Origin of the sequence: Citreimonas salinaria, from assembly GCF_900107235.1 — a bacterium.
In the GTDB taxonomy this organism is placed as follows: Bacteria; Pseudomonadota; Alphaproteobacteria; order Rhodobacterales; family Rhodobacteraceae; genus Citreimonas; species Citreimonas salinaria.
Genome location: NZ_FNPF01000005.1, coordinates 79,683 through 106,050, shown reverse-complemented (window position 1 = coordinate 106,050; position 26,368 = coordinate 79,683). Strand labels below are relative to the sequence as shown.

The window sequence follows — 26,368 nt, the reverse complement described above, 5'->3', positions numbered from 1 at the left end:
GGTGTGCTGTTGCCGCGCGGCATGGATGGTCACGGCAGGCTCTCCTCGCGTCACGCAATCGTCACTTTCCGAAACCTTTGAGGACGTTGCGCGTAAATGATGTAGACACATCGCGGGCCGCCGGACACGCTTCCGGCATGACGGCGAGTTGCGGCAGAGGAACAAGAGGACACGCGCATGATCAATCCCAGCGTCACCGGCCGTTGGCGGCTGGCAAGGCCAGTCCTGCTGGCGGCCGCACTTCTAGCCACCGCGCCGGCCGCTGCGCAGTCGGATCTTTCGCTGTCGGTGTCGCCGTTCAGGCAGGCGGTGGCAGAGAACCTCAATGGTGATCCGGCGGTCGCGTCCTTCTACCGCGCGCGCGATTTCGAGCCGCTGTGGACCGGGTCGGGCGAGGTGTACAGCGCCCGCCGTGCGGCGCTGCTTGACGCGTTGTCGAACGCTGACGCGCATGGCCTTCCGGCGCGCAGTTACGACGCGAGTGGCTTGGTGGCGCGGATGTCCGCGGCCCGCTCGGCCGACGAGCGCGCGGCGGTCGAGATTGCCCTGAGCGAGACCTACCTCCGCTTCGCCCGCGACATCCAGTCGGGCATCCTCGAACCCAACGCCGTCGTCAGCGCCATCAAGCGCGAGCGACCCGAGCGCGACGCCGACGCGCTGCTTGCGCGGATCGACGCTGGCGACGCGCGCAAGGTGCTGCGCGATCTGGCGCCCGACAGCCTTGAATACACCCGGCTGATGCGCACCAAGATGCTGCTTGAACGAACCATCTCGCTTGGGGGCTGGGGCATGCCGGTGCGCGCCCGCGCGCTGGAAGCGGGCGATCGCGGCGACGCCGTGGTGGCCCTGCGCGACCGGCTGGTGACGATGGATTATCTGCCTCCGCATCTGGGCACGCGCTACGACGAGCGCATGGAGACGGCGGTGCGTCAGTTCCAGCAGGATCACGGGCTCGAGGTCGACGGCGTCGCCGGGCCCAGCACGCTGAGCGCGATCAACGTGCCCCCCGAGGAGCGGCTGAAATCGGTGATCGTGGCGATGGAGCGGGAACGCTGGCTGAACCTGGAAGGCGGCCGCGGCGATCGGCACGTGGTGGTCAACCTCGCTGACTTCCATGCGCAGCTCATCGACGACGGCAAGACCACCTTCCGCACGCGCTCGGTCGTGGGGCATCAGGACCGCGACCGTCAATCGCCCGAGTTTTCGGATGTGATGGAGCACATGGTCATCAATCCCTACTGGTACGTGCCGCGCTCGATCATCGTCGACGAATACCTGCCGGCGATGCGCCGCAATCCGTACGCGCATTCGCATCTCGACGTGATTGACAGCAGCGGACGGGTGGTGAACCGGGGGCGTGGGTTCGCCCGGTACAATTCGCGCACCTTTCCCTTCTCCATGCGCCAGAAGCCGGGGCCGGAGAACGCGCTGGGGACGGTGAAGTTCATGTTCCCCAACCGCTACAACATCTACCTGCACGACACGCCGGCCAAGCAGCTGTTCTCGCGCTCGACCCGCACATTCAGCCACGGCTGCATCCGGCTGCAGGATCCGCACGAATTCGCCTACGCGCTGCTGGCCCCGCAGCAGGAAGACCCCGAGCGCTTCTTCCAGTCGATTCTGCAGACCGGGCGGAACACCACCGTGCCGCTCGAACAGAACGTGCCGGTTCATCTGGATTACCGGACGGCCTTCACGCAGGCCAAGGGCAACGTGCAGTACCGCGAGGACGTCTACGGCCGCGACGGCGCGATCTGGCGCGCGCTGGCCGATGCCGGGGTGGCGTTGCGCATCGGTCAGGGCTAGACCGGGGCGCGCGGCCCGCGCGGCCGCCGCCACTCCGGAGGAGCCATGTCCAGCCCGACCCCCGACCGCCATTCCATCGCCGAGATCGCCGTCGCCCTTGGCATGAAGGCCGAGGGCGACGGCGATCTGTGCGTCGTCAGGTTGGCGGAACCGGCACTGGCCGGCGCGGACGATCTTGCGCTGGCGATGAAGCCCGAATTCGCGGCGGGCCTTGCCGAGGGTCGTGCGCGCGCAGCGCTGATGTGGGAGGGCGCCGACTGGCGCGGCCACGGGCTTCGGGCGGCGATCCTTGCCCCGCGCCCGCGCTTCGCGCTGTCGACCGTCTCGGCCATGATGGATCCCGGGCAGGGCTATGCGCCGGGGGTCCATCCCTCGGCGGTGGTGGATCCGTCGGCGGCGCTGGGGGACGACGTGTCGATCGGGCCGTTCAGCGTGATTGGCCCGCGCGCGCAGATCGGCGCGGGCAGCGTGATCGGCCCGCAGGTGCATGTGGGCGCCGACACCGAGATCGGCGCGCGCGCGCTGATCCATGCCGGCGTGCAGATCGGCGCGAGGGTGCGGATCGGTGCGCGCTTCATCTCGCAGCCGGGCGCCTGCATCGGCGCCGACGGCTTTTCCTTCGTGACGCCCGAGCCCTCGGGGCCCGAACTTGCCCGTGCCACGCTGGGCGCCGAGGGCACCGCGACCGCGCAAGGCTGGGCGCGGATCCACAGCCTGGGAGGCGTCGCCATCGGCGACGACGTCGAGGTGGGCGCAAAGACCTGCATCGACCGGGGCACGGTGCGCGACACGGTGATCGGCGACGGCGTCAAGATCGACAACCTCGTGCAGGTCGGCCACAACGTAGTCATCGGGCGCGACTGCATGCTGTGCGCGCAGGTAGGCATCGCCGGCTCGACCGTGCTGGGCGAGGGCGTGGTGATGGGCGGCAAGGCGGGCGCGTCGGACAACATCCATATCGGCGACCGCGCGATCCTGGCAGGTGCCACGATCGCGCTGGCCAACGTGCCGGCGGGGCGGGTGATGCTGGGCTATCCGGCGATGAAGATGGACAGCCACGTGGAAAGCTACAAGGCGCTGCGCCGGCTGCCGCGCCTGTTCCGCGACGTCGCAGCGCTCAAGAAAGCGGTTTCAAATACGCCGCAGAGCGACTAGATCGGGCGCGATACGGCAGCACGAGGAAATCAGCGATGGATGTGCAGGACCGGGTGATCGCGATCATCGCCGAACAGGCCATGCTCGAGCCGTCGGACGTGACGCTCGACTCGACCCCCGAGGAACTGGGCATCGACAGCCTGGGCCTGGTCGAGGCGATATTTGCCATCGAGGAAACGTTCGACATCTCGGTTCCGTTCAACGCCAACGATCCGCAGGGCTCGGATTTCGACATCTCTTCGGTCGGGCAGATCGTCGCGGGCATCCGCAAGCTGATGGACGAGCAGCACGCGTGAAGCGCGTCGTCATCACCGGCGCGGGCACGATCAACCCGTTGGGCCACGACGTTCCCTCGACGATGGAGGCAATGCGCGAGGGGCGCTGCGGGATCGGCGAGCTGCATTTCCGCGATGTCGAGCGGCTGGCGATTCGCATCGGCGGGCAGGTGCGCGACTATACGCCCGAGGATCGCTTCAACCGCCAGCAGCTGGCGCTGTATGACCGCTTCACCCAGTTCACGCTGATCGCCGCGCGCGAGGCGCTGGGGCAGTCGGGGCTCGACTTCAACGGAGAGCTGGCCGACCGCGCGGGCGTCGTGCTGGGCACGTCGGGCGGCGGGCTGACCACGCAGGACGAGAATTACCGCGCCGTCTACGAAGAGGGCAAGAACCGCGTCCATCCCTTCGTTGTCCCGAAGCTGATGAACAACGCCGCCGCCAGCCATGTGAGCATGGAGTTCAACCTGCGCGGCCCCAGCTTCACGGTGGCCACGGCCTGTTCGTCGTCGAACCATGCGATGGGGCAGGCCTTCGCGATGGTCCGCTCGGGGCTGTGCACCGCGATGGTGACCGGTGGATCGGAATCGATGCTGTGCTTCGGCGGCGTGAAGGCGTGGGAAGGCCTCCGCGTCATGTCGCGCGATGCCTGCCGGCCCTTCTCGGCCACCCGGAACGGGATGGTGCAGGGCGAGGGAGCGGGCCTGTTCGTGTTCGAGGAGTACGAGCACGCCCGCGCGCGCGGGGCCGAGATCCTGGCCGAGGTGGTGGGATTCGCGGCCACGTCGGACGCCGCGGACATCGTGATGCCGTCGAAACAGGGGGCCGCGCGGGCGATCCGCGGCGCGTTGCGCGACGGCGGGATCGACCATGAGCGCGTCGGCTATATCAACGCGCACGGGACCGGGACGGCGGCCAACGACAAGACCGAGTGCGCGGCGGTGGCGGACGTGTTCGGGCACCATGCGGACGACCTGATGATCTCGTCCACCAAGTCGATGCACGGCCACCTGATCGGCGGCACCGGCGCGGTCGAGCTGCTGGCCTGCATCATGGCGCTGCGGGACGGGGTGATCGCGCCGACGATCGGCTACGAGGAACCCGATCCGGAATGCGCGCTGGACGTGGTTCCGAACGAGGCGCGCGAGGCCGAGGTGGACGTGGTCCTGTCCAACGCCTTCGCCTTCGGGGGCCTCAACGCGGTGCTGGCGCTGGGGCGCGTCTGAGGCGGAGTCCGGGTGTCCCACGGTGGGACATCAGGACGCCCTAAGGAAATCAATGACTTGCAGGGGCGTCTTAACGTCCTGTTAGAAGTCTGGCCTGGCGATGCCGGGCGAGAGCCGGCGAAGTCCGCCTGCGAAGGCGATCCGAGGCCGTCGGGAAACCGGGCTGAAGCCGCGTCATCCCCTCGGCGCCCGGAGCGCCGAGGGGAAAGAAGATCAGCGCCCGCGCAGGATCGACCGGCCGGCATATTCCGCGGCCTCGCCCAGCATCTCCTCGATCCGGATCAGCTGGTTGTACTTGGCCAGCCGGTCCGAGCGCGCCAGCGACCCGGTCTTGATCTGACCGCAATTGGTGGCCACGGCGAGGTCGGCGATGGTGGTGTCCTCGGTCTCGCCCGAACGGTGCGACATGACGTTGGTCATGCCGGCGCGGTGGGCCATCTCGACCGCGCGCAGCGTCTCGGTCAGGGTGCCGATCTGGTTCACCTTGACCAGCATGGAATTTCCGCAGCGCTTCTCGATGCCCATCTGCAGTCGGCGCGGGTTGGTCACGAACAGGTCGTCGCCCACGAGCTGCACGCGATCGCCAAGGGCGTCGGTCAGCGCGCGCCAGCCGTCCCAGTCATCCTCGGAACAGCCATCCTCGATCGAGATGATCGGGTAGTCGTCGCAGAGCGCGGCGAGGTAGGCCACGTTCTCGTCCGGCGTGAGGGACTTGCCCTCTCCCTTCATCTCGTACTTTCCGCCGTCAAAATACTCGGTCGCGGCGCAGTCGAGCGCGAGATAGATGTCCTTGCCCGGCGTGTAGCCGGCCTTCTCGATCGAACGGAGGATGAAATCCAACGCCTCGCGCGTGCCGCCGAGTTCCGGCGCAAAGCCGCCCTCGTCGCCGAGGCCGGTGGACATTCCCGCGTCGGACAGTTCCTTCTTCAGCGTGTGGAAGACTTCCGAGCCCATGCGCACCGCCTCGCGGATACTCGCGGCGGCGACGGGCATGATCATGAATTCCTGGATGTCGATCGGGTTGTCGGCGTGCTCGCCGCCGTTGATGATGTTCATCATCGGCACGGGCAGGACGCGGGCCGAGGTGCCGCCGACGTAGCGATAGAGCGGCTGGCCGCAGAAATCCGCCGCCGCGCGGGCCGCCGCCAGCGACACGCCGAGGATCGCGTTGGCGCCCAGCCGGCCCTTGTTGTCGGTGCCGTCCAGTTCGATCATCGCCATGTCGAGGCTGACCTGTTCAGTCGCGTCCATGCCGGCCAGTTCCTCGGCGATCTCGCCGTTCACGGCGGCCACGGCTTCGAGCACGCCCTTGCCCTTGTAGCGGTCCTTGTCGCCGTCGCGGCGTTCCACGGCTTCGTAGGCGCCGGTCGATGCGCCCGAGGGCACCGCCGCGCGGCCCATCGTGCCGTCTTCCAGCGTGACGTCGACCTCGACCGTCGGGTTGCCCCGGCTGTCGAGGATCTCTCGGGCGTGGATGTCGATGATGGTGCTCATGGATCGTCCCTCGGATCGCGTTTGGTTGCGCCCGTCATACCAGCCGGGCGCGGATTGTAAACGCTGGGTCAGGCGCGTGGCCGGCGCGGGTCAGACCGGCGCGCCGGCGTTCATCACGCGGTCGCGGGCGAGGCGCGCAAGGCGGCGTTCGCGCAGGAAGGTGTAGATCCCCGAGGCGATGATGAGCGCCGCCCCGACATAGGTCAGCGCGTCCGGAACCTCGGTGAAGAAGACCCAGCCGACGAGCAGCGCGAAGGGCAGGCGGGTGTAGCGGAAGGGGGTGACGACCGCGACCTCGCCGGTGCGCGAGGCGGCGGTGATGGAATAGTAGCCGGCGGTGCCCACGGCGATCGCGCCGAGCAGCAGCAGCCAGCCCGTGGTGTCCGGCCAGACCGTGCCGCCGGTGACGGCGAGCATGATAAGCCCGGTCGGGATCAGCGTGAGAAAGCCGTAGGTGGCGACCTGAAGGTTCGAGATCGCGACCGGCACCGCGCGGGAGGCAAGGTCGCGGCCCGCGAGGCCGAGCACGCCGATGACGGCGGTGATCGACCACGGGTCGAAGGCGTCCAGCCCCGGGCGGATGATGACCAGCACGCCGGCAAAGCCCGCGCCGATCGCGGTCCAGCGCCGCCAGCCCACGGGTTCCGAGAAGAACAGCGCCGCCCCCATGGTGATGACCAGCGGCGTCGCCTGCAGGATCGCCGAGGCGGTGGCCAGCGGGATCGTGGTGATCGCGGTCACGAAGCCCAGTGTGCCGATGACCTCGGTCACGTTGCGCGTTAGCACCGCCGGGCGCAGCAGCACGGGCGTGAACAGCGCGATTCCGCGACGCCGGGCCAGCGCGCCGAAGATCGCGCCGCCGCCGATCCCGATGACGATGAGGATCTGCCCGGTGGGCATGCCAATCGCCGAAGCCGCCTTGATGAACGCGTCTTCCAGCGCGAAGGCGGCCATGGCCATGATCATCCAGCCGATGCCGCGAAGGTTGTGTGCGGCGCCGGTCGGGCGGTCGGTGTCGGCGGCGGCGGTCAGGTGATCACGTCGGGACGGTCCCGCTCCGTGCGCTTGCGGATGTGCGCGATGGCGTCGGCGGCCGCAATCACGGGTTTCAGGCGTTCCTGCGGGTCGTCGTCCAGCGCCTTGCGGTCGTAGGTTTCGAGGTAGACGCGCAGGGTGGCGCCGACGGTGCCGGTGCCCGACAGGCGGAAGACCACGCGGCCGCCGCCCTCGAACTGCACGCGCATCCCCTGCGACGCGGCGTGGCTGCCGTCGACCGGGTCGTCATAGGCGAATTCATCGGCCTTGGTGACGCGCAGCCCGGCCTCTTCGGTGCCGGGCAGGGTGGGGATCTGGGCGTGCAGCTCGCTCATCAGGCTTTTCGCGGCCTGGGCGTCGACGTCCTCGTAATCGTGGCGGGAATAGTAGTTGCGGCCGAAGGTCTGCCAGTGGTCGGTCATCAGGTCCTTCACCGGCATCTTGCGCACGGCGAGGATGTTGAGCCAGAACAGCACGGCCCAAAGCCCGTCCTTTTCGCGCAGGTGGTCCGAGCCGGTGCCGGCGGATTCCTCGCCGCAGAGCGTCGCGCGGCCCGCGTCGAGCAGGTTGCCGAAGAACTTCCAGCCGGTGGGGGTCTCGTAGCAGTCGACGCCCAGCTTCTCGGCCACGCGGTCGAGCGCGCGGGAGGTGGGCATGGACCGCGCGACGCCCCTAAGCCCGTCCTGGTAGCGCGGCACCAGAGTGGCGTTGGCGGCGAGCACCGCGACGCTGTCCGAGGGCGTGACGTAGATGCCGCGGCCGACGATCATGTTGCGGTCGCCGTCGCCGTCGCTGGCGGCGCCGAAATCGGGCGCGTGGGGGCCCATCATCAGGTCCATCAGCGGCTTGGCCCAGATCGGGTTCGGGTCGGGGTGGCCGCCGCCGAAATCGGGCCTGGGTTCGGCGTTGACGACGCTGCCCTTCGCGGCGCCGAGGCGGTCCTCGAGGATCGCCTTCGCATACGGCCCGGTGATCGCGTGCATCGCGTCGAAGCGCATGGTGAAGCCCGAGGCGAAGAGGTCCGCGATGGCGTCGAAGTCGAAGATCTCCTCCATCAGCGCGGCGTAGGCCTCGACCGGGTCGACGACCTCGATCACCATGTCGCCAAGCGTGCGCTCGCCGGGGGTGGAGAGGTCGACGTCGTGGGCTTCCATGATGCGGTATTCGGAGATCGTCTTCGTCGCGTCAAAGATCGCGTCGGTGACGGATTCGGGGGCGGGGCCGCCGTTTGCGGTGTTGAACTTGACGCCGAAGTCGCCCCTGGGGCCGCCGGGGTTGTGGCTGGCCGACAGGATGATGCCTCCATCCGTGCCGCGCGCGCGGATCAGGTTCGACGCGGCGGGCGTGGACAGCAGCGCATCGCGGCCCACGATGACGCGCGCGGCACCCGAGGCGGCGGCCATGCGCAGCACCACCTGCGCCGCGCGGTCGTTGAAGTGGCGCCCGTCGCCGCCCAGCACCAGCGTCTTGCCCTGAACGCCGCCGATGCCGTCCCAGATGCTCTGCACGAAGTTCTCGAGGTAGTGCGGCTCCTGGAAGGTGTGGGTCTTCTTGCGCAGGCCCGAGGTGCCGGGCTTCTGCCCCGCGATCGGCTTGGTGGAGACGGTGTCGATCTTCATGGCATCCTCCTGTGGTACGGGCGTGCATCCTGTATCGCGCCTGCCGTTCACGCGCGCAAGGCGCCGCCGGCGGCGCGGACCATACGCCCCGGTCGCGCGGGGCGTTCCGCGTCAGCGCGGCTCGCGCAGCAACTCGTCGAGATGCACGGCGCAGCCGGTGAGTGCCGCGTAATCGTCGGCGACGACGTGGACGGCGAATTGCTCCATGAACGGGGCGAACCGGCCCTTGTCGCGGAAGGCATCCACGAAGCCCAAGCCGTTCAGGTGAGGCCCGAGGTGCCGGATCACGCCGCCGACCAGATAGATGCCGCCGACGGGCAGGGTGATGAGCGCCAGATCGCCCGCGTAGCGGCCCAGCAGGCGCACGACGATGCGCGCGGCGCGCACGGCGCGGGCCTCGCCGGCCTGGAAGGCCGCGAAGATCTCGGAGGCGGGCAGGGCGACGCTCTCGCCCTCCTCGGCGCAGCACCAGGAATGGACGCGCTCGAACCCGCGGCCGGACAGCAGGTCCTCGAGCCCGGGGGTCGTGTGCGTGTGGTGTTCGGCCACCCAGTCGCGCAGGCGCAGTTCTTCCTGGGTCTGGACGGGGATCGAGACGTGCCCCGCCTCGGCCGGGGGCACGAGCGTCAGGCCGCGGCGCTTCAGCACCGGCTGGGCGTTCAGCCCCGTGCCCATGTTGACCACCAGCCGCGGCGTCCCGGGTCCGGCGGCGGGTGCCTCGATCAGCGTGGCGAGGCCCGCGCCGTCGAGGTGGCCCACCGCCACGCCCTGCGCCTGCATGTCGTTGAGCACCGATACGGTGGTGGCGCCCGTCGCCTCGCGCAGCCCGGCCGCCGCCACCCGCCACGGCAGGTTCGTCAGCGTGCCCACGCCGTCGCGCACGGGGCCGGCCATGTCGACGCAGGCGGCTTGCGGGCGCGCGCCGGTCTCGGCCAGGTAGGCGCGCAGGATCGGTTCGATTCCGTCGCTTTCGGCGTTGCGGTAGCGGCGGATCGAGCCGGTGTCGACCTTCGTTCCATGCGCCAGCGCGACGCGCGTGTTGGTGCCGCCGATATCGGCGACGACGGCGAGGGTCGCGTGCGGCATGGCCTAGTCCTTCAACGCTTTGGCGAGCGCGTGGTACGAGGCCTTTGGCGTGCGTGCAAGCGTGTCGAAATCGACGTGCACCAGGCCGAAGCGTTTCTCGTAGCCCAGCGCCCATTCGTAATTGTCCATCAGCGACCACAGGAAATAGCCCTGCACCGGCACGCCGTCGTCGATGGCCTCCTGAACCTGGTCGAGATGGTCGTCGATGAAGGCGATGCGGTCGTCGTCCTGAACCCCGCCATCCACCAGCGGGTCGGGCGCGGCCATGCCGTTCTCGGTCACGTAGAGCGTCGTATCGCCGGTATATTCGGCCGCGGCGCGGCGCAGGAAGTTGCCCAGGCCCTGGGGGAATATCTCCCACCCCATGAAGGTCTTGGGCAGCGGTCCTTCGACCTCGGCCACGTGCGGCCACGGGCTGTCGGGGTCGTGCGCGATGACCTTGCGCGTGTAGTAGTTCAGCCCCACCCAGTCGAGCGGCTGGCTGATCAGCGTCATGTCGTCCTGCCAGCGGGTCGGCATGTGCGGCTCGAGACCCTCGAGCGCCAGCGCAGAGTATTCGCCCTTCGCGGCGCCGCCCAGGAACCAGCGGTTGTAGATCGCGTCGTAGCGCTCGGCCGCGGCCTTCGTGGCCTCGCTGTCGTCGGCGGGGGTGGACCATTCGAAGTTGAACACGCCGCCGAGGTTCTTCATGCCCAGCCCGCGCATCACCTCGATCGAGCGGCCATGCGCCAGCAGGACGTGGTGCATGGCGCGCGCGGTGGCGCGGATGTCGCGCAGGCCCGGCGCGTGGTGGCCGAGGAAGTGCGACAGCCAGGCGACGCACCACGGTTCGTTGATCGGGGCTGCCGACCAGACGCGGTCGCCGATCCGCGACATCAGCACCTCGGTGAAGCGGGCGAAGTGATCGGCGATGGCGCGGTTGCGCCAGCCGCCGGCATCGGCCAGCGTCGAGGGCAGCTCCCAGTGGTAAAGCGTGGCCGCGGGTTTCAGCCCGCGGTCCAGCATGGCGTCGACCAGCCGGTCGTAGAAGTCGAGCCCCTCGGGGTTCACGGTCTCGCCGTCGGGCATGACGCGCGCCCAGCTGGTCGAGAACCGGTAGACGTCGAAGCCCGCCGCGGCGACCAGGTCCAGGTCGTCCTCATAGCGGTGGTAATGGTCGCAGGCGCGGGCGCCGTCCTCGGCGCGCACGACGTTGCCGGGGGTGGCGGCGAAGTCGTCCCAGTGGGTGCGGCCGGCGCCGCCATAGGCATGTCCCTCGATCTGGTAGGCCGAGGTGGCCGTGCCGAACAGGAAGCCCCTGGGAAAGTCGGGACGGGAATGTTTCATGGTTTTCCTCCTGCTGCGGCGGGCCGGGACCGGCGGCGCGCCCCCGGGGCCGGCGCCCCGACGATCGTCGCGTCAAGGGCTAGCAGGTGGGGCGGCATCGTCGCAAGCCGTCCCCGTCGGCATTGACAGCACAAGGTCGGTTCGCGCTAATCGAGGGACCACGGCGCTTGCGGCTGACCCGCGTGCCGGGGCCTTGCGGGGTATGAGGGCGCCCGTTGACGCAGGGCCCGGCGCGTCTAGGTCAACGCACCAGAAAGCGCGCATAGACGCGATCCGATTGGGAGGACCATCATGAAGAAGACATTTTACGCCGGAGTGGCCGTTGCGGCCCTGTGCGCCGGATCGGCGCAGGCACAGGAGCTGGTATTCACCCCCGGCGAAGGCGATTTCAACTGGGAGAGCTTCGAGACCTTCGCGTCCGAGCACGACCTGTCCGGCCAGACGCTGAACATCACCGGCCCGTGGATCGGCGACGACAAGGACCTTGCGGACTCGGTCATCGCCTATTTCGAGGAGGCCACCGGCGCCGAGGTCGAATACGCAGGCTCGGACAGCTTCGAATCTGAGATCCGGCGCGCCGCGCAGACCGGCGGACTGCCCAACATGGCGGTGATCCCGCAGCCCGGCCTGCTGGCGGATCTTGCCGCGCAGGGCCACGTGGCGCCGCTGTCCGAGGAAACCGCGGACTGGATCCGCGAGAACTACGCCGCCGGCGAAAGCTGGGTGGATCTTGCCACCAGCTACAACGAGCAGGCCGGCGAGGAGGCGCTGAACGGCTTCTTCTACAAGGTCGACCTGAAGTCGCTGGTCTGGTACTCGCCCCCGGTCTTCGAGGAGCTCGGCTACGAGGTTCCCCAGACGATGGAGGAGCTGATCGCGCTCAGCGAACAGGCGGTCGAGGACGGCTTCGCGCCGTGGTGCATCGGGCTGGGATCGGGCGGGGCGACCGGCTGGCCCGCGACCGACTGGGTCGAGGACATCATGCTGCGCACGCAGAGCCTGGACACCTACGATGCCTGGGTCGCCAACGAGATCCCGTTCGACAGCCCCGAGGTGGTGAACGCGATCGAGACCTTTGGAACCTTTGCACGCAACGAGGACTTCACCGGCATGACGCCGGCCGAGGTCGTGGCCACGGACTTCCGCGACGCGCCGGACGGGCTGTTCCAGTTCCCGCCGCAATGCCTGATGCACCGGCAGGCGTCGTTCATCCCGACCTTCTTCCCCGAGGATGCGGACTACGACTTCTTCTACTTCCCCGCCTACGAGGAGCAGGACCTTGGCAGCCCGGTGCTGGGCGCCGGCACGGTCTGGGCGATCACCGATGACAACCAGGCCGCCCGCGCCTTCATCGACTTCCTGAAGACGCCCATCGCGCACGAAGTCTGGATGGCGCAGTCGGGCTTCCTGACGCCGCACACGGGTGTCAACACCGAGCTTTACGCCAACGAGACGCTGAAGGGGATGGGCGACATCCTGCTGGGCGCCACGGCCTTCCGCTTCGACGCATCCGACCTGATGCCGTCCGAGATCGGCGCGGGTGCGTTCTGGACCGGCATGGTCGAATACCTGCGCACCGGCGACGCCCAGGCCGAGGCCGCGTCGATCCAGAGCGCCTGGGACGCCATCAAGTAATCCGCGAACGTGACCGTCCCGGCCGGCACCTCGGCCGGGACGGCTGACAACACGAAGGGACCGGCGCGAGCCGCGCGACAGGTCCCTCATACGGCGCCGCCCCGCATGGGCGGTGGCAAGGGGAGGGACCCATGCTTGATTCCGTCATCGTGTCGGGAATCGTCACCATCATCATCGGCGTGGGCGGCATGTTCGCCTATTTCTGGGCCTCGAACTGGGTGCTGGACCACGTCTTCCTGCCCGCCAAGGGCGAGCATGCCGGCCGCAACATCAACCGCGCGAACCAGATCCGGCCCTGGCTTTTCCTGTTCCCGGCGATGTTCGCGCTGGGGCTCTACCTGGTGGTGCCGGTCTTCTACTCGGGCTGGCTGTCGGTGACCTCGGGCGTGGCGGCGGGCGGCTGGTACCGCAACTACTCGGAAATCTTCGCCAACGACACGTTCCGCATCGCGCTGCTCAACAACATGCTGTGGGTGCTGGTGGTGCCGGCGGCGTCGACGTTCTTCGGGCTGATCGCGGCGCAGCTGACCGACCGGCTGAGCTGGGGCAACATCGCCAAGTCGCTGATCTTCATGCCGATGGCGATCAGCTTCGTCGGCGCCTCGCTGATCTGGAGCTTCGTCTACCATCCCGACATCGAGATCGGCGTGGTCAACGCGATCCGCGGCCTGTTCGGCGCCGAAAGCGGCGTGACGCTGATCGACGGCGACATCGTCGACAGCTTCCTGCTGATGGTGGTGCTGATCTGGATCCAGACGGGGTTCGCCATGGTGATCCTGTCGGCCGCCCTGCGCGGCGTGCCCGAAGAGACCATCGAGGCGGCGATTATCGACGGCGCCAATTCCTTCGACGTGTTCTTCAAGATCAAGGTGCCGCAGATCATGGGCACGATCGTGGTGGTCTGGACGACGATCACGATCCTGGTGCTGAAGGTCTACGACATCGTCGCGGCGATGGGGAACCAGTACCGCAACCTCGAGATCCTGCCGACGCAGATGATGCGGTATTTCGATAGCGGCAATTACGGCTTCGCAACCGCGATCTCGGTGGTGATCATGATCCTGGTGCTGCCGGTGATGGTCTGGAACATCCGCCAGGCGCGCTCCGAGACGCGCTGAGGCGCGCGCGGATGCGCGCAACGGGAAGGGGACGGACATGGACAACATCGCCGGAAAGAGAACCGGGCTGAGCCTGGTCACGCACCTGGCCACGCTGGTGCTGGTGATCGTCTGGATCGTGCCGACGCTGGGGCTTCTGATCACGTCTCTGCGCGACCAGGACGCGATTTCCCAGACCGGGTGGTGGCGCGCGCTGCAGGGCGCGCCGCAGCCCTACGTGCTGAGCATCCCGGTCGACGACCAGGTGCAGCGCGACGGTCTCTGGGTGCTCGAGACGAACGTCTTCGCGGGCCCGACCGGAGAGGCGCTGCCCGATGACATCCTGGACCGCAGCCGGGTCGATGCCTTCGGCACCTCGCGCCTGCGCGGCCCCACCACCGAGCCCGGCGAGACCGTCGAGACACGCGACGGCGTGACCGTGACGGTCGAGGCGAACGGCGATCTGCGCGCCGCGGCACCCGAGCGGATGACCGGGCAGCTGGTGCTGCCGATGGCGCTGGTGGCGCCGCCGCAGCTGACGCTGGACAACTACGCCGAGGTCCTGACCGACATGAACACGGCCGAGCGGCAGCAGGCGCGCTCGATGGGCCAGCAGCTGGACGACATGCTGTTTTCCGACGAGGCGCTGTTCGGCCCCTTCGTCAACACGATGACGGTGGCGATCCCGGCGACGGTCATTCCCATCGTGATCGCGGCCTTCGCCGCCTACGCGCTGGCCTGGATGGACTTCCCGGGGCGCGGCCTGCTGATTGCGGTCGTGGTGGGCCTGCTGGTGGTGCCGCTGCAGCTGGCCTTCGTGCCGCTGACGATCATCCACGGGTGGCTGGGCATCGGGAAAAGCTTCCTCGGCATCTGGCTGGCCCATACCGGCTTTGGCCTGCCGTTGGCGGTCTACCTGCTGCGCAACTACATGGTCGGCCTGCCACGCGACATCATCGAGAACGCCAAGGTCGACGGCGCGACCGACTTCCAGATCTTCACCAAGATCGTGCTGCCGCTGAGCTTCCCGGCGCTTGCCTCCTTCGCGATCTTCCAGTTCCTGTGGACCTGGAACGACCTGCTGGTGGCGTCGGTCTTCCTGCCCGCCGACACCGACAGCACGGTGATGACGCGCTTCGTCGTCACCAACCTGCTGGGGTCGCGCGGGGGCGAATGGCACATCCTTGCCGCCGCCGCCTTCGTGATGATCGCCGTGCCGCTGCTGGTCTTCTTCGCGATGCAGAAATACCTGGTGCGCGGGATGCTGGCCGGGTCGGTCAAGTGACGCGATGTTTCCTGCGGGACGCTCACGACATGCCCCTGCGGGGCAGAAAGAACATGCCCGGCGACGCGCCTGGCCACAGCCCCGGCCGGGTCAGGCCGGGCCGGAAGAGGGAACCGCATGAAAGCAAAGGCCGAGAGCGACTTGAGAACCGTACACAACCCCGATCCCGAGTGGTGGCGCGGCGCGGTGATCTACCAGATCTATCCGCGCAGCTTCCAGGACAGCAACGGCGACGGCATCGGCGACCTGCTGGGCATCGCCCGGCGGCTGCCCTACGTCGCCTCGCTGGGCGTCGACGCGGTCTGGATCTCGCCGTTCTTCACGTCGCCGATGAAGGATTTCGGCTACGACGTCAGCGACTATTACGACGTCGACCCGATGTTCGGCAGCCTGGCGGATTTCGACCACCTGGTCCGCGCCGCCCACGACCACCACCTGAAGGTGTTCATCGACCTGGTGCTGAGCCACACCTCGGACGAGCATCCGTGGTTCCGCGAAAGCCGGTCGAGCCGCGACAATCCGAAGGCGAACTGGTACGTCTGGGCGGATGCAAGGCCCGACGGGACGCCGCCCAACAACTGGCTGTCGATCTTCGGCGGCTCGTCCTGGCAATGGGACACCACGCGCTGCCAGTACTACCTGCACAACTTCCTTCAGGCGCAGCCGGACCTGAACTTCCACGAGCCCGAGGTGCAGAAGACGCTGCTGGAAGTGGCGCGGTTCTGGCTGGATCGCGGCGTCGACGGGTTCCGGCTGGACACGGTGAACTTCTACACCCACGACGCGCAGTTGCGTAACAACCCGCCCCTGTCGGCCGACCAGCGCAACCCGATCACCGCGCCGGCGGTCAACCCCTACACGTGGCAGGACCACCTGTACGACAAGACGCAGCCGGAGAACCTGGTCTTCCTGCGCAAGATGCGCGCGCTGCTGAACGAGTACGACGCCGCCGCCGTGGGCGAGGTGAGCGATGACCAGCGCGGACTCGAGATCCTGGGCGAATACACGACCGGCGGGGACCTGCTGAACATGTCCTACGCCTTCGACCTGCTGTCGGCTCACGCGCCCTCGGCCGCCTACATCGCCAAGGTGACCGAGAACCTGCACCGCGTCGCGGGGCTGGGATGGGCCTGCTGGGCGTTCTCGAACCACGACGTGCCGCGGCACGGCACGCGCTGGAAGCTGAGCGAGGCGGGCTATCGCTGCTACCTGACGCTGATGATGTGCCTGCGCGGGTCCGTCTGCCTGTACCAGGGCGAGGAGCTTGGCCTGCCCGAGGCCGAGATCGCCTTCGAGGACCTGCAGGACCCGTATGGCAAGACCATGTGGCCCGCCTTCAAGGGGCGCGACGGCTGTCGCACGCCGATGGTGTGGGACGCGTCGAACCAGAACGGCGGCTTCTCGAGCGTCCGCCCCTGGCTGCCGGTCAACCACGACCATCTCAACCGGGCGGTCGCCACGCAGGAGCACGACCCTGCGGCGGTGCTGCACCATTACCGCCGCGCGGTGTCGTTCCGACGGAACCACCCCGCGCTGCGCAAGGGCTCGCTCACCGACATCGGCGCCGATGGAACCGTGCTGCGCTTCGTGCGCGAATATGACGGCGAATTCATGTTCTGCGCCTTCAACCTGTCCGGCGAGCCCGCCGTCACGGACATGCCCGAAGGCAAGTGGCACCAGGTCGGAATCGATCTGGGCAGCGCCGGACCCGCGCCCGACGGACGCCTGCACCTGGGACCGTGGCAGCCGGCGCTGGCGCTCAGGGCGACACATGACAAGAAAGGGGGGAGGGGATGGCAAACCTCAGGCTGAAGGACGTCGCCAAGACCTATGGCGGCACCGTCGAGGTTCTGAAGAACATCGACCTGGACATAAAGCAGGGCGAGCTGATCGTCTTCGTCGGCCCCTCGGGCTGCGGCAAGTCCACGCTTCTGCGGATGATCGCGGGGCTGGAGCAGATCACCGGCGGCACGCTGGAGATCGACGGGAAGGTGGTCAACGACGTGCCCCCCGCGCAGCGCGGCATCGCGATGGTGTTCCAATCCTACGCGCTTTACCCGCACATGACCGTGCGCGAGAACATGAGCTTCGCGCTGAAGCTGGCGAAGAAGAGCAAGGACGAGATCAACGCCGCGGTGACCCGCGCGGCGAAGATGCTGCAGCTCGAGGATTACCTCGACCGGCTGCCCAAGGCGCTGTCGGGCGGCCAGCGCCAGCGCGTGGCGATCGGACGCTCGATCGTGCGGGATCCGAAGGTCTACCTGTTCGACGAGCCGCTCTCGAACCTCGACGCAGCACTGCGGGTGGCCACGCGGCTGGAGATCGCGCAGCTGAAGGAGAAGATGCCCGAGCGCACGATGATCTACGTCACCCACGACCAGGTCGAGGCGATGACTCTGGCCACGCGCATCGTCGTGCTGGCCAACAAGGGGATCGCGCAGGTGGGCACGCCGCTGGAGCTGTACGAGACGCCCAACAGCGAGTTCGTCGCCACCTTCATCGGCTCTCCGGCGATGAACCTGCTGGACGGCGAGATCACCGGCACCGGCGAACGTACGACCGTCAAGCTGGACGGCGGCGGCACCGCGGTGTCGCATTATCCGTCGCAGACCAGCGACATGGGCCGCCGCGTGCGCGTGGGCGTGCGCCCCGAGGATTTCGTGACCGCCGAGGGGACGGATTACATCTACGAGGGCAAGGTCGACATCATCGAGGCGTTGGGCGAGGTCACGCTGCTGTATTTCGAGACCGGACGCGAGGGAGAGCCGGTGATCGCCAAGCTGCACGGAATCCACCGAGAGATGCGCGGCCGGACCGTGCGCATGACCGCCGAGCCCGAGAAGGTGCACGTCTTCGCCGACGGTGTCTCGCTGCTTTACCGCTGAGCCTCGGTCGCCCTGGCCCGGGATTGCGGCTGAAGCGCGCCGGCGGCAGGCGCGCGTCGGGCCGACGGGCGAATCACCGGCTCTCCGATGATCTGCTGCTTACCGTTGGGGCCCACGTACATCCACTGGGCGACCATGAACTGCCGAATGCGATCCTGCCAGCCGTCCTCGCGCAGGTCGAAGCGGTAGCGCCACGCCCCGTTGACATGGATCGGCACGGCATGCGCGCCGGGTTTGGAAAACCGGTCCACGCTGCGCTTGACGAACTCCTTCAGCGGCTGCGCGTAGGGGATGCGCCGTCCCGAGAAGACGCATTCGATGGGCAGCATGCCGTCCTGTTCGGTCCGGTAGTGGCCGCTGATCACGATGTCGCCCCGGTGCGTGCGCCCGTAGCGGGGCATCAGCCAGACCGGCAGCGAGATGACGCCGTTCTTGAAGATGCCGCGATCCTCGTATTGCGGCGTCACAAGGCCCCGGGGTTTGCGACGCTCATCGGACATGGTTCATCGAGACCTTCGTTTTCCGGGATCACAGACGGACCACGATAGCCAGGCTCCCTTAACACCGTCTGAACGGCCGTTTCGGGCGCCTCGCTCCGGTTCCGCGGGCGCTACGCGGCGTTCAGGGCGCCGGAACCCGATCATGTTCTCTCTGTGTTCTCATTTTTCGATTGGCGTAAGGACAGCGAACTCCTATGTGTGGGGCTGAGGCGGCCGTGGGGGCCAATCCGTGGGGGACAGAATGCCCGAAATGAAGCACATCGAGGTGCGCGGCGCGCGCGAGCACAACCTCAAGAACATCGACGTCGACATCCCGCGCGACCAGATGGTCGTGGTGACGGGGCTTTCGGGCTCGGGCAAGTCCAGCCTGGCCTTCGACACGATCTATGCCGAGGGCCAGCGCCGCTACGTCGAGAGCCTGTCGGCCTATGCGCGGCAGTTCCTCGACATGATGGAAAAGCCCGACATGGACTACATCACCGGCCTGTCGCCGGCGATCTCGATCGAGCAGAAGACCACGTCGAAGAACCCCCGTTCGACCGTGGGCACCGTGACCGAGATCTACGACTACCTGCGGCTTCTGTTCGCCCGCGTCGGCACGCCCTATTCGCCGGCCACCGGGCAGCCGATCGAGGCGCAGCAGGTGCAGGACATGGTCGACCGCGTCATGGCGATGGAGGAGGGCACCCGCGGCTACCTGCTGGCGCCGATCATCCGCGACCGCAAGGGCGAGTACCGCAGGGAGATGCTGGAGCTGCGCAAGCAGGGTTTCCAGCGGGTGAAGGTCGACGGCGCGTTCCACGAGCTGGACGATCCACCGGTGCTGGACAAGAAGTTCCGCCACGACATCGACGTGGTGGTCGATCGCATCGTCGTTCGCGAGGGGATGGAGACCCGGCTGGCGGACAGTTTCCGCACCGCGCTGGACCTGGCCGACGGGATCGCGATCCTCGAGACCGCGCCGAAGGAGGGCGAGGGCGAGCGGATCACGTTCAGCGAGAATTTCGCCTGCCCGGTCAGCGGCTTCACCATCCCCGAGATCGAGCCGCGGCTGTTCTCGTTCAACGCGCCCTTCGGCGCCTGCCCGGATTGCGACGGCCTTGGGGTCGAGCTGTTCTTCGACCCGGCGCTGATGGTGCCCGACGCGCAGCTGTCGCTGGCGAACGGCGCGATCGCTCCCTGGCGCAAGGGCAAGTCGCCGTACTTCACGCAGACGATCAACTCGATCGCGAAACATTTTGAATTCGAACCCAAAACCCAGTGGAAGGACCTTCCGGCCCACGTGCAGCAGGTGTTCCTCTATGGTTCGGGCGAGGACGAGATCGCCTTCCGCTACGACGAGGGCGGGCGCGTCTACAACGTCACCCGCGCCTTCGAGGGCGTGATCCCCAACATGGAGCGCCGCTACCGCGAGACGGACTCGGCGTGGATCCGCGAGGAGTTCGAGCGCTACCAGAACAACCGCCCCTGCGGCACCTGCGGCGGTTACCGCCTGCGCGAAGAGGCGCTGGCCGTGCGGATCGGCAAGCGCGACGACCTGCGCCACATCGGCCAGGTGGTGCAGATGTCGATCAAGCAGGCGCACGACTGGATCGGCACCGTGCCCGAGGCGCTGACCCCCCAGAAGAACGAGATCGCGCGCGCCATCCTCAAGGAGATCCGCGAGCGGCTGGGCTTCCTCAACAACGTCGGCCTGGAATACCTGACGCTGTCGCGCGCCGCGGGCACGTTGTCCGGCGGGGAATCGCAGCGCATCCGGCTGGCCAGCCAGATCGGCAGCGGCTTGACCGGCGTGCTTTACGTGCTGGACGAACCCAGCATCGGGCTGCACCAGCGCGACAATGACCGGCTGATCCAGACGCTCAAGAACCTGCGCGACCAGGGCAACACCGTGATCGTGGTCGAGCATGACGAGGACATGATCCGGCAGGCGGACTACGTCTTCGACATCGGGCCGGGCGCGGGCGTGCATGGCGGGCGGGTCGTGGCACACGGCACGCCGGACGAAATCACGGCCGACCCCGCAAGCCTCACCGGCCGCTTCCTGTCGGGGGCCGAGGAAATCTCGGTGCCGGCCCAGCGGCGCAAGGGAAACAAGAAGAAGATCAAGGTCGTCAAGGCCACGGGCAACAACCTCAAGGAGGTGACGGCCGAGTTCCCGCTGGGCCAGTTCGTCTGCGTCACCGGCGTATCGGGCGGCGGCAAGTCGACGCTGACGATCGAGACGCTGTTCAAATCCGCCAGCATGGCTTTGAACGGCGCGCGGCAGGTGCCCGCGCCCTGCGAGACGATCAAGGGGCTGGAACACCTCGACAAGGTCATCGACATCGACCAGCGACCCATCGGCCGCACGCCACGCTCGAACCCGGCGACCTATACCGGTGCCTTCACCCCGATCCGCGACTGGTTCGCCGGCCTGCCCGAGGCGAAGGCGCGCGGCTACAAGCCGGGGCGCTTCAGCTTCAACGTGAAGGGCGGCCGCTGCGAAGCCTGCCAGGGCGACGGTCTGATCAAGATCGAGATGCACTTCCTGCCGGATGTCTACGTCACCTGCGAGACCTGCAAGGGCGCGCGGTACAATCGCGAAACGCTGGAAATCAAGTTCAAGGGCAAGAGCATAGCCGACGTTCTTGATATGACGGTCGAAGACGCGCAGGAGTTCTTCAAGGCGGTGCCGAGCATCCGCGAGAAGATGGACGCGCTGATGCGCGTGGGGCTGGGCTACATCAAGGTGGGCCAGCAGGCGACGACCCTGTCGGGCGGCGAGGCGCAGCGCGTGAAGTTGTCGAAGGAGCTGGCGAGGCGATCGACCGGCCGCACGCTTTATATCCTGGACGAGCCGACCACGGGCCTGCATTTCGCCGACGTGCGCAAGTTGCTCGAGGTGCTGCACGAGCTCGTGGACCAGGGCAACTCGGTCATTGTGATCGAGCACAACCTGGACGTCATCAAGACCGCCGATTACATCATCGACATCGGCCCGGAAGGCGGCGATGGCGGCGGGCGGATCGTGGCCTCGGGCACGCCGGAGCAGGTGGCCGACGTGTCCGAAAGCCATACCGGCCGTTACCTCAAGCCGATGCTGGCTCCGCGCAAGGTCGCGGCCGAATAGGCGCGGGGCGGGCGCGTCGCCCGCCCGGCATTTCCGGTGAAAGCAACCCGGGGTGAGCGGCGCAGCAGAACGGGGCGACCTGCCCCTCTGTCGTCGTCACCCGCCCCGGCCCGTCAGCTGCGGCGCCTGTTCGTATTGATGCCCAGCAGCGCATAGGGCGGGCACCAGCCGATCGCGGCGGTGACCAGCAGCACCACGCCCACGACCAGTGCTGCCCATTGCAGCCAGCCGGTCAGGAAGAAGAACAGGACCACGCCCGCAATTCCGACGGTCGCCCGAACCATGCGTTCGGAGTCGCCCAAGTTCCTTTCGATCATCGTCATGTCCTCGATGAAGTGAAGATACGAGGACCGTAACGCGCATTCCGAATCCGGAATATGATCTGGATCAACCGCGCCGGCGCGTCTCGAGCCGGGGCAGCATGGCGCTGAAATCGCGGCCCCTGCCGTCCTCTTCCTCGACGAAGCGGCGGTATAGCTCCATCGCGGCGGTGCCAATCGGCGTGTCGGCATCGGCCGACTCGGCGGCTTGGGCGGCCAGCCTCAGGTCCTTCAGCATCAGTTCGGCCGCGAAGCCGGGCTTGTAGTCGTTGTCGGCCGGCGATTTCGGGCCGACGCCCGGCGCCGGGCAATAGGCGTTCATCGACCACGAATAGCCCGAGGACGTGCTGACCACGTCGAACATCGCCTGGCGGCTCAGCCCCAGCTTGTCGGCCAGCGCGAAGGCCTCGCACGTCACCAGCATCGTGGCGCCGAGGATCATGTTGTTGCAGATCTTCGCCGCCTGCCCGTTGCCCGACGGGCCGCAATGAACCGCCTTCTGGCCCATGATCTCGAACAGCGGTTTCGCGGTCTCGAAGGCGGATTCGTCGCCGCCGACCATGAAGGTCAGCGTGCCGGCCTGCGCGCCGCCGACACCGCCCGAGACCGGGGCGTCGAGCGCGCCCAAGCCCGCCGCGCGCGCCTGTTCGGCCACCGCGCGGGCGCTGTCGACGTCCACTGTCGAGCAGTCGAGCAGCACCGCGCCGGGCTTCATCGCGGGGATGATCTCGTCCGCGACCTGCCGCAGGATGTCGCCGTTGGGCAGCATGGTTATGACCACGTCGGCGCCGGTGGCCGCCTCGATGGCGGTGGCGGCCTGTGCCGCACCTTCGGCCGTTGTGCCGGCCACGTCGAAGCCCTTCACCTCGTGTCCCGCCTTGGCGAGGTTCGCAGCCATGGGGCCGCCCATGTTGCCGAGGCCGATGAATCCGATCTGCATGTCAGTCTCCGTGAAAATCCCAATCGTCCGCGCCGAGCGGCGCCAGCATCCGGACCACCGCGTCGTCGGGCACGTGGCCGTCCGCGTGCTGCCAGCGCGGGTTGCGGTCCTTGTCGATGATCGCCGCGCGCACGCCTTCGAGGAAGTCTCCGTCTTCGATGATCCGGTGTGCCACGCGATACTCGGTCCGCAGGGCGTCGCGGATGCCGTTGCCCGGCGCGCGCATCTCGCGGATCATCCCCAGCGTCACGGCCATCGACAGCGGCGCGTTGCGCGCCATGGCTTTCGCCGCCTCCTGTGCGATGGCGCTGTCATCGGTCTCGACCGAGCGGCGGACGTCCTCCAGCCGATCGCCGCCGAACATCGCGTCGATGCGGTCCCGCTGCGCAGCCATGTCCGAGGCGGGCGCGGGTTCGGCCATGTCGTCGATCCGGCCCGTGTCTCCGGTGTCGCACAGCGCCTGAACCAGGTCGCCCCAGCGGTCCTGAGGCACGTAAGCGTCGGCAAAGCCCGCATGGATCGCGTCGCCGGGACCCATTCGCGCCGCGGTCAGGCCGAGGTATTCGCCCAGGCGACCAGGCGCGCCCGCCAGAAGCAGCGTTCCGCCCACGTCCGGCACGAAGCCGATGCCGCATTCGGGCATGGCGACGCGGGTGCTGTCGCAGACGACGCGGTGGCTGGCATGGCCCGAGACGCCGACGCCGCCGCCCATGACGAAGCCCTGCATCAGGCAGACGATCGGCTTGGCGTATTCCGCGATCCGCGCGTTCATGCGGTATTCCTCGCGCCAGAAGCGGCGCGGGGCGCCGAGGTCGCCCGCCTTTCCGGCGTGGTACATCGCCGCGATGTCGCCGCCGGCGCAGAAGGCCTTTTCCCCCTCGGCGTCGATCAGCACCAGCGCCACCGAGTCGTCCTCGTCCCACGCCTTCAGCGCGTCGTCCAGCGCCAGGCACATCTCGTGCGTCAGCGCGTTCAGCGCCTTGGGTCGGGTGAAGGTGACGCGGCCGGCGCGGCCTTCGATGCGGATGTGGATGTCGTCGGAGCTGTCGGGCAAGGCGATTTCCTTCCGGGGCGTGGTCTGGCTGGACCCTAGCGGGCCAGCATCTGGCGGGCGACGATCAGGCGCATGATCTCGTTCGTGCCTTCCAGGATCTGGTGCACGCGCAGGTCGCGGACCAGCTTCTCGATCCCGTAGTCGGAAAGGTAGCCGTAGCCGCCGTGCAATTGCAGGCACTGGTCGACGATGCGGCTGCCGGCCTCGGTCACGAACTTCTTGGCCATGGCGCAGAACTTGGTGGCGTCGGGTGCCCCGGTGTCGAGCTTCCACGCCGCCTGGCGCAGGAAGGTGCGCGCGGCCTGAAGCTCGATCTCCATGTCGGCCAGGCGGAACTGCAGTGCCTGGAACTGGTCGATCGACTGGCCGAAGGCCTTGCGGTCGCGCATGTAGACCAGCGTGGCGTCCAGCCCTGCCTGCGCGGCGCCGAGGCTGCAGGCCGAGATGTTCAGCCGCCCGCCGTCGAGGCCGGCCATGGCATAGGAGAACCCGCGCCCTTCCTCGCCCACGAGGTTTTCAAGGTCGGTCATGCAATCGTCGAACTGGACCTGCGCGGTGGGTTGGCTGCGCCAGCCCATCTTGTCCTCGAGCGCGCCGAAGCTGAGGCCGGGCGCGTCCGCCGGCACGATCACGGTCGAGATGCCCTTGGGCCCGTCCTGCCCGGTGCGGACCATCGTCACGTAGGCGTCGGAATAGCCGCCGCCCGAGATGAAGGCCTTGGTGCCGTTCAGGCGCCAGCCCTCGTTCGTCTTGGTGGCGCGCGTCTTCAGCGCCGCCGCGTCCGAGCCCGAGCCGGGTTCGGTCAGGCAGTAGGACAGCACGGTCTCCATGCTGACGACGCGGTCCATCCAGGCGATCTTGAGATCGTCCGACCCGTAGGTGTCGAGCATCTTGGCGCACATGTTGTGGATCGACAGGAACGACGCGACCGAAGGGCAGGCCATCGACAGCGCCTCGAAGACCAGCGTCGCGTCGAGGCGGCTCAGCCCGGCGCCGCCCGAGTCCTCGGAGACGTAGAGCCCGCCGAAGCCAAGCTCGGCCAGCTTGGGCCACAGCTCCTTGGGGATGGTGCCCTGCGCTTCCCAGTCGCGGGCATGGGGCGCGATGTGGTCCTGGCCGAAGCCGTGGGCCATGTCGAAGATGGCCTGCTGTTCCTCGCTGAGGGCAAAATCCATGGCGGGCCTCCCATCCCGTTGCGGTGACGCTGTGCCTCGTGACGCGACCTTATGACGAAAGGCGCGGCACGAATTGAACGCTTGTTCAGATTGTGCACAGGCGCGGCGCGGATGCAAGGACGTCGCGTCAGCGACGCGCGTCGCGCCGTGCGTCAGCCGTTCACGGTGTCACACATAACGGCTTCGACGCGGCCGATCAGGGCGGCATTGTCGAACCGTGCGACGGCGGTCTCGCGCGCGGCGCGGGACATGGCCGACCGGTCGGCGGTGTCGAGCAGGGCGCCGAGACGTTCGGCAAAGCCGGCCTCGTCCCACTCGTCGACCAGAAGGCCGTTGACGCCGTCCTCGACCGCCTCGGGGATGCCAGCGTGGCGGGTGGACAGGGTGATGCAGCCGCAGGCCAGCGCTTCCTGGATGGCGGTGGGCAGGCCCTCGGTGTTGCCGTCCTTCGCGGTGACCGAGTGCTGCAGGAAGATTTCTGTCCGGGTCAGGTGGTCGCGGACGGAATCGTGGGGCAGGGCGCCAGTGAAGGTGACGCGGTCGCCCACGCCCAACTCGGTCGCCAGCGCGCGGCAGGGTTCGAGTAGGGGACCGTCGCCGATAAAGGTCAGGTGTGCCTCGCGGCCCTTCGCGGCGGCGGAGAAGGCGCGCAGGGTGACCTGGGGCGCCTTCTTCTCGACCATGCGACCCACGGCGAGGCAGGAGCCGCGGACCTTCTCGGCGGGGGCGAAACGGCGCACGTCGACGCCCGAGGGAACCACGTGGGCGTTCGGGTGCGTGACGCCGTGGGCGGCGAGGTTGTCGAGCAGGAATTGCGAGACCGAGAAGATGCCGGCGAGGCGCGGCATCATCAGGCGATACGACCGCACCCGCTGGCGCGAGCGGAGCGCGCGGCTGGCGTCGGTGCCGCGCCAGTAGGAGAAGACGGGGATGCCCAAGTCGTTGCCGAGTTTCGCCACCACCAGCGCCTGGGTGCCGAACTCGGCGAGGATCGCCTCGACCTTCTGGGCGCGCAGGAACTCGGCCAGGTGGCGGCGATTGTCGCCGAAGGGCAGGCGGGAGGTGCCGTGCAGGGCGGCGCCGGTGAGGGCGGCGAAGGGGGCGGACAGGCGGTCGCGCGGCGACAGCGGCGCGCGGCGGACGAAAAGGGGCTTGCCGTAGGGGTCCTGGCCGTTGTGGCGGCCGGCGATGACCACGGTGTCGCCGCCGAAGATGTGCTCGATATGGCGGTTGATGAAGGTCTCGCCCAAGACGAAGTAATCGGACGTGGCGATCGCGGTTCTCATGGGGTCTTCATAGGGCGCGGGCGCGGGCAGGTCCAGCCGGGGCAGCAGAAGGCGTCT

21 protein-coding genes are annotated in these 26,368 nt (G+C 68.0%); 10 read left to right on the top strand and 11 right to left on the bottom strand.

The window, feature by feature from the left end; all coding sequences use genetic code 11:
- Window positions 1-177 precede the first annotated feature (177 nt).
- The 4 genes from BLW27_RS08335 to BLW27_RS08320 are packed head-to-tail and all read left to right on the top strand — an operon-like array spanning window position 178 to window position 4,462.
- On the top strand, window positions 178-1,806 hold the full coding sequence (locus BLW27_RS08335; protein WP_089882121.1) for a L,D-transpeptidase family protein: 1,629 nt from the start codon (window positions 178-180) through the stop codon (window positions 1,804-1,806).
- 45 nt (window positions 1,807-1,851) lie between these two features.
- A complete protein-coding gene (locus tag BLW27_RS08330) occupies window positions 1,852-2,961 on the top strand; it encodes a UDP-3-O-(3-hydroxymyristoyl)glucosamine N-acyltransferase (RefSeq protein ID WP_089882119.1) in 1,110 nt (369 codons plus the stop codon).
- Between the two features lie 35 nt (window positions 2,962-2,996).
- On the top strand, window positions 2,997-3,257 hold the full coding sequence (locus BLW27_RS08325; protein ID WP_089882117.1) for an acyl carrier protein: 261 nt from the start codon (window positions 2,997-2,999) through the stop codon (window positions 3,255-3,257).
- Window positions 3,254-4,462, top strand: a complete 1,209-nt coding sequence (locus tag BLW27_RS08320; RefSeq protein WP_089882115.1) for a beta-ketoacyl-[acyl-carrier-protein] synthase family protein — start codon at window positions 3,254-3,256, stop codon at window positions 4,460-4,462. Before BLW27_RS08325 ends, BLW27_RS08320 begins: the two co-directional genes overlap by 4 nt.
- A 213-nt stretch (window positions 4,463-4,675) precedes the next feature.
- Here BLW27_RS08320 and eno read toward each other — a convergent pair whose 3' ends face one another.
- The 5 genes from eno to BLW27_RS08295 form a co-directional block, all read right to left on the bottom strand.
- On the bottom strand, window positions 4,676-5,956 hold the full coding sequence (eno, locus tag BLW27_RS08315; RefSeq protein WP_089882113.1) for a phosphopyruvate hydratase: 1,281 nt from the start codon (window positions 5,954-5,956) through the stop codon (window positions 4,676-4,678).
- A gap of 90 nt (window positions 5,957-6,046) precedes the next feature.
- Window positions 6,047-6,988 carry a DMT family transporter gene (locus BLW27_RS08310; RefSeq protein WP_342708053.1) on the bottom strand — a complete coding sequence of 314 codons (942 nt, stop codon included), beginning with the start codon at window positions 6,986-6,988 and terminating at the stop codon, window positions 6,047-6,049.
- The gene (locus BLW27_RS08305) at window positions 6,985-8,610 is read right to left on the bottom strand and encodes an alpha-D-glucose phosphate-specific phosphoglucomutase (protein WP_089882109.1); all 1,626 of its coding nucleotides are present in this window, start codon (window positions 8,608-8,610) and stop codon (window positions 6,985-6,987) included. The genes BLW27_RS08310 and BLW27_RS08305 overlap by 4 nt, the downstream gene beginning before the upstream one ends.
- A gap of 111 nt (window positions 8,611-8,721) precedes the next feature.
- On the bottom strand, window positions 8,722-9,696 hold the full coding sequence (locus BLW27_RS08300) for a glucokinase (protein WP_089882107.1): 975 nt from the start codon (window positions 9,694-9,696) through the stop codon (window positions 8,722-8,724).
- A gap of 3 nt (window positions 9,697-9,699) precedes the next feature.
- Entirely contained in the window at window positions 9,700-11,022 is a 1,323-nt protein-coding gene (locus BLW27_RS08295; protein WP_089882105.1) for a GH1 family beta-glucosidase, read from the bottom strand.
- 291 nt (window positions 11,023-11,313) lie between these two features.
- On the opposite strand from BLW27_RS08295, the gene BLW27_RS08290 reads away from it, so the two are divergent.
- From BLW27_RS08290 to BLW27_RS08270, 5 genes are all read left to right on the top strand, one after another.
- Window positions 11,314-12,657: an ABC transporter substrate-binding protein gene (locus BLW27_RS08290; protein ID WP_089882103.1), complete on the top strand. Its 1,344-nt coding sequence runs from the start codon at window positions 11,314-11,316 to the stop codon at window positions 12,655-12,657.
- A gap of 131 nt (window positions 12,658-12,788) precedes the next feature.
- Entirely contained in the window at window positions 12,789-13,775 is a 987-nt protein-coding gene (locus BLW27_RS08285) for a carbohydrate ABC transporter permease (protein WP_089882101.1), read from the top strand.
- A 37-nt stretch (window positions 13,776-13,812) separates the two neighbouring features.
- Entirely contained in the window at window positions 13,813-15,039 is a 1,227-nt protein-coding gene (locus tag BLW27_RS08280; RefSeq protein WP_089882099.1) for a carbohydrate ABC transporter permease, read from the top strand.
- 117 nt (window positions 15,040-15,156) lie between these two features.
- The gene (locus tag BLW27_RS08275; RefSeq protein ID WP_089882097.1) at window positions 15,157-16,851 is read left to right on the top strand and encodes an alpha-glucosidase; all 1,695 of its coding nucleotides are present in this window, start codon (window positions 15,157-15,159) and stop codon (window positions 16,849-16,851) included.
- Window positions 16,833-17,924, top strand: coding sequence for an ABC transporter ATP-binding protein (locus tag BLW27_RS08270; RefSeq protein ID WP_089882095.1), 1,092 nt, complete (start codon window positions 16,833-16,835; stop codon window positions 17,922-17,924). The genes BLW27_RS08275 and BLW27_RS08270 overlap by 19 nt, the downstream gene beginning before the upstream one ends.
- Here BLW27_RS08270 and BLW27_RS08265 read toward each other — a convergent pair.
- Window positions 17,915-18,424 carry a hypothetical protein gene (locus tag BLW27_RS08265; RefSeq protein WP_089882093.1) on the bottom strand — a complete coding sequence of 170 codons (510 nt, stop codon included), beginning with the start codon at window positions 18,422-18,424 and terminating at the stop codon, window positions 17,915-17,917. The two genes, BLW27_RS08270 and BLW27_RS08265, sit on opposite strands and share 10 nt — an antisense overlap.
- Window positions 18,425-18,665: 241 nt before the next feature.
- Here BLW27_RS08265 and uvrA point away from each other — a divergent pair, with 241 nt between their 5' ends.
- Window positions 18,666-21,536: an excinuclease ABC subunit UvrA gene (uvrA, locus tag BLW27_RS08260; protein WP_089882091.1), complete on the top strand. Its 2,871-nt coding sequence runs from the start codon at window positions 18,666-18,668 to the stop codon at window positions 21,534-21,536.
- A gap of 113 nt (window positions 21,537-21,649) precedes the next feature.
- On the opposite strand, the gene BLW27_RS08255 is transcribed toward uvrA, so the two are convergent.
- The 5 genes from BLW27_RS08255 to BLW27_RS08235 all read right to left on the bottom strand — a co-directional run bounded on the left by BLW27_RS08255 (window position 21,650) and on the right by BLW27_RS08235 (window position 26,311).
- Window positions 21,650-21,853 carry a YgaP family membrane protein gene (locus BLW27_RS08255; protein WP_245710816.1) on the bottom strand — a complete coding sequence of 68 codons (204 nt, stop codon included), beginning with the start codon at window positions 21,851-21,853 and terminating at the stop codon, window positions 21,650-21,652.
- 70 nt (window positions 21,854-21,923) lie between these two features.
- The gene (gene mmsB, locus BLW27_RS08250) at window positions 21,924-22,796 is read right to left on the bottom strand and encodes a 3-hydroxyisobutyrate dehydrogenase (RefSeq protein ID WP_245710815.1); all 873 of its coding nucleotides are present in this window, start codon (window positions 22,794-22,796) and stop codon (window positions 21,924-21,926) included.
- A 1-nt stretch (window position 22,797) separates the two neighbouring features.
- Window positions 22,798-23,850, bottom strand: a complete 1,053-nt coding sequence (locus BLW27_RS21675; RefSeq protein ID WP_245710814.1) for an enoyl-CoA hydratase/isomerase family protein — start codon at window positions 23,848-23,850, stop codon at window positions 22,798-22,800.
- A 35-nt stretch (window positions 23,851-23,885) separates the two neighbouring features.
- Complete coding sequence (locus BLW27_RS08240; protein WP_089882085.1) at window positions 23,886-25,025, bottom strand: acyl-CoA dehydrogenase family protein; 1,140 nt, start codon at window positions 25,023-25,025, stop codon at window positions 23,886-23,888.
- Between the two features lie 152 nt (window positions 25,026-25,177).
- Complete coding sequence (locus BLW27_RS08235) at window positions 25,178-26,311, bottom strand: glycosyltransferase (protein ID WP_089882083.1); 1,134 nt, start codon at window positions 26,309-26,311, stop codon at window positions 25,178-25,180.
- Window positions 26,312-26,368 lie beyond the last annotated feature (57 nt).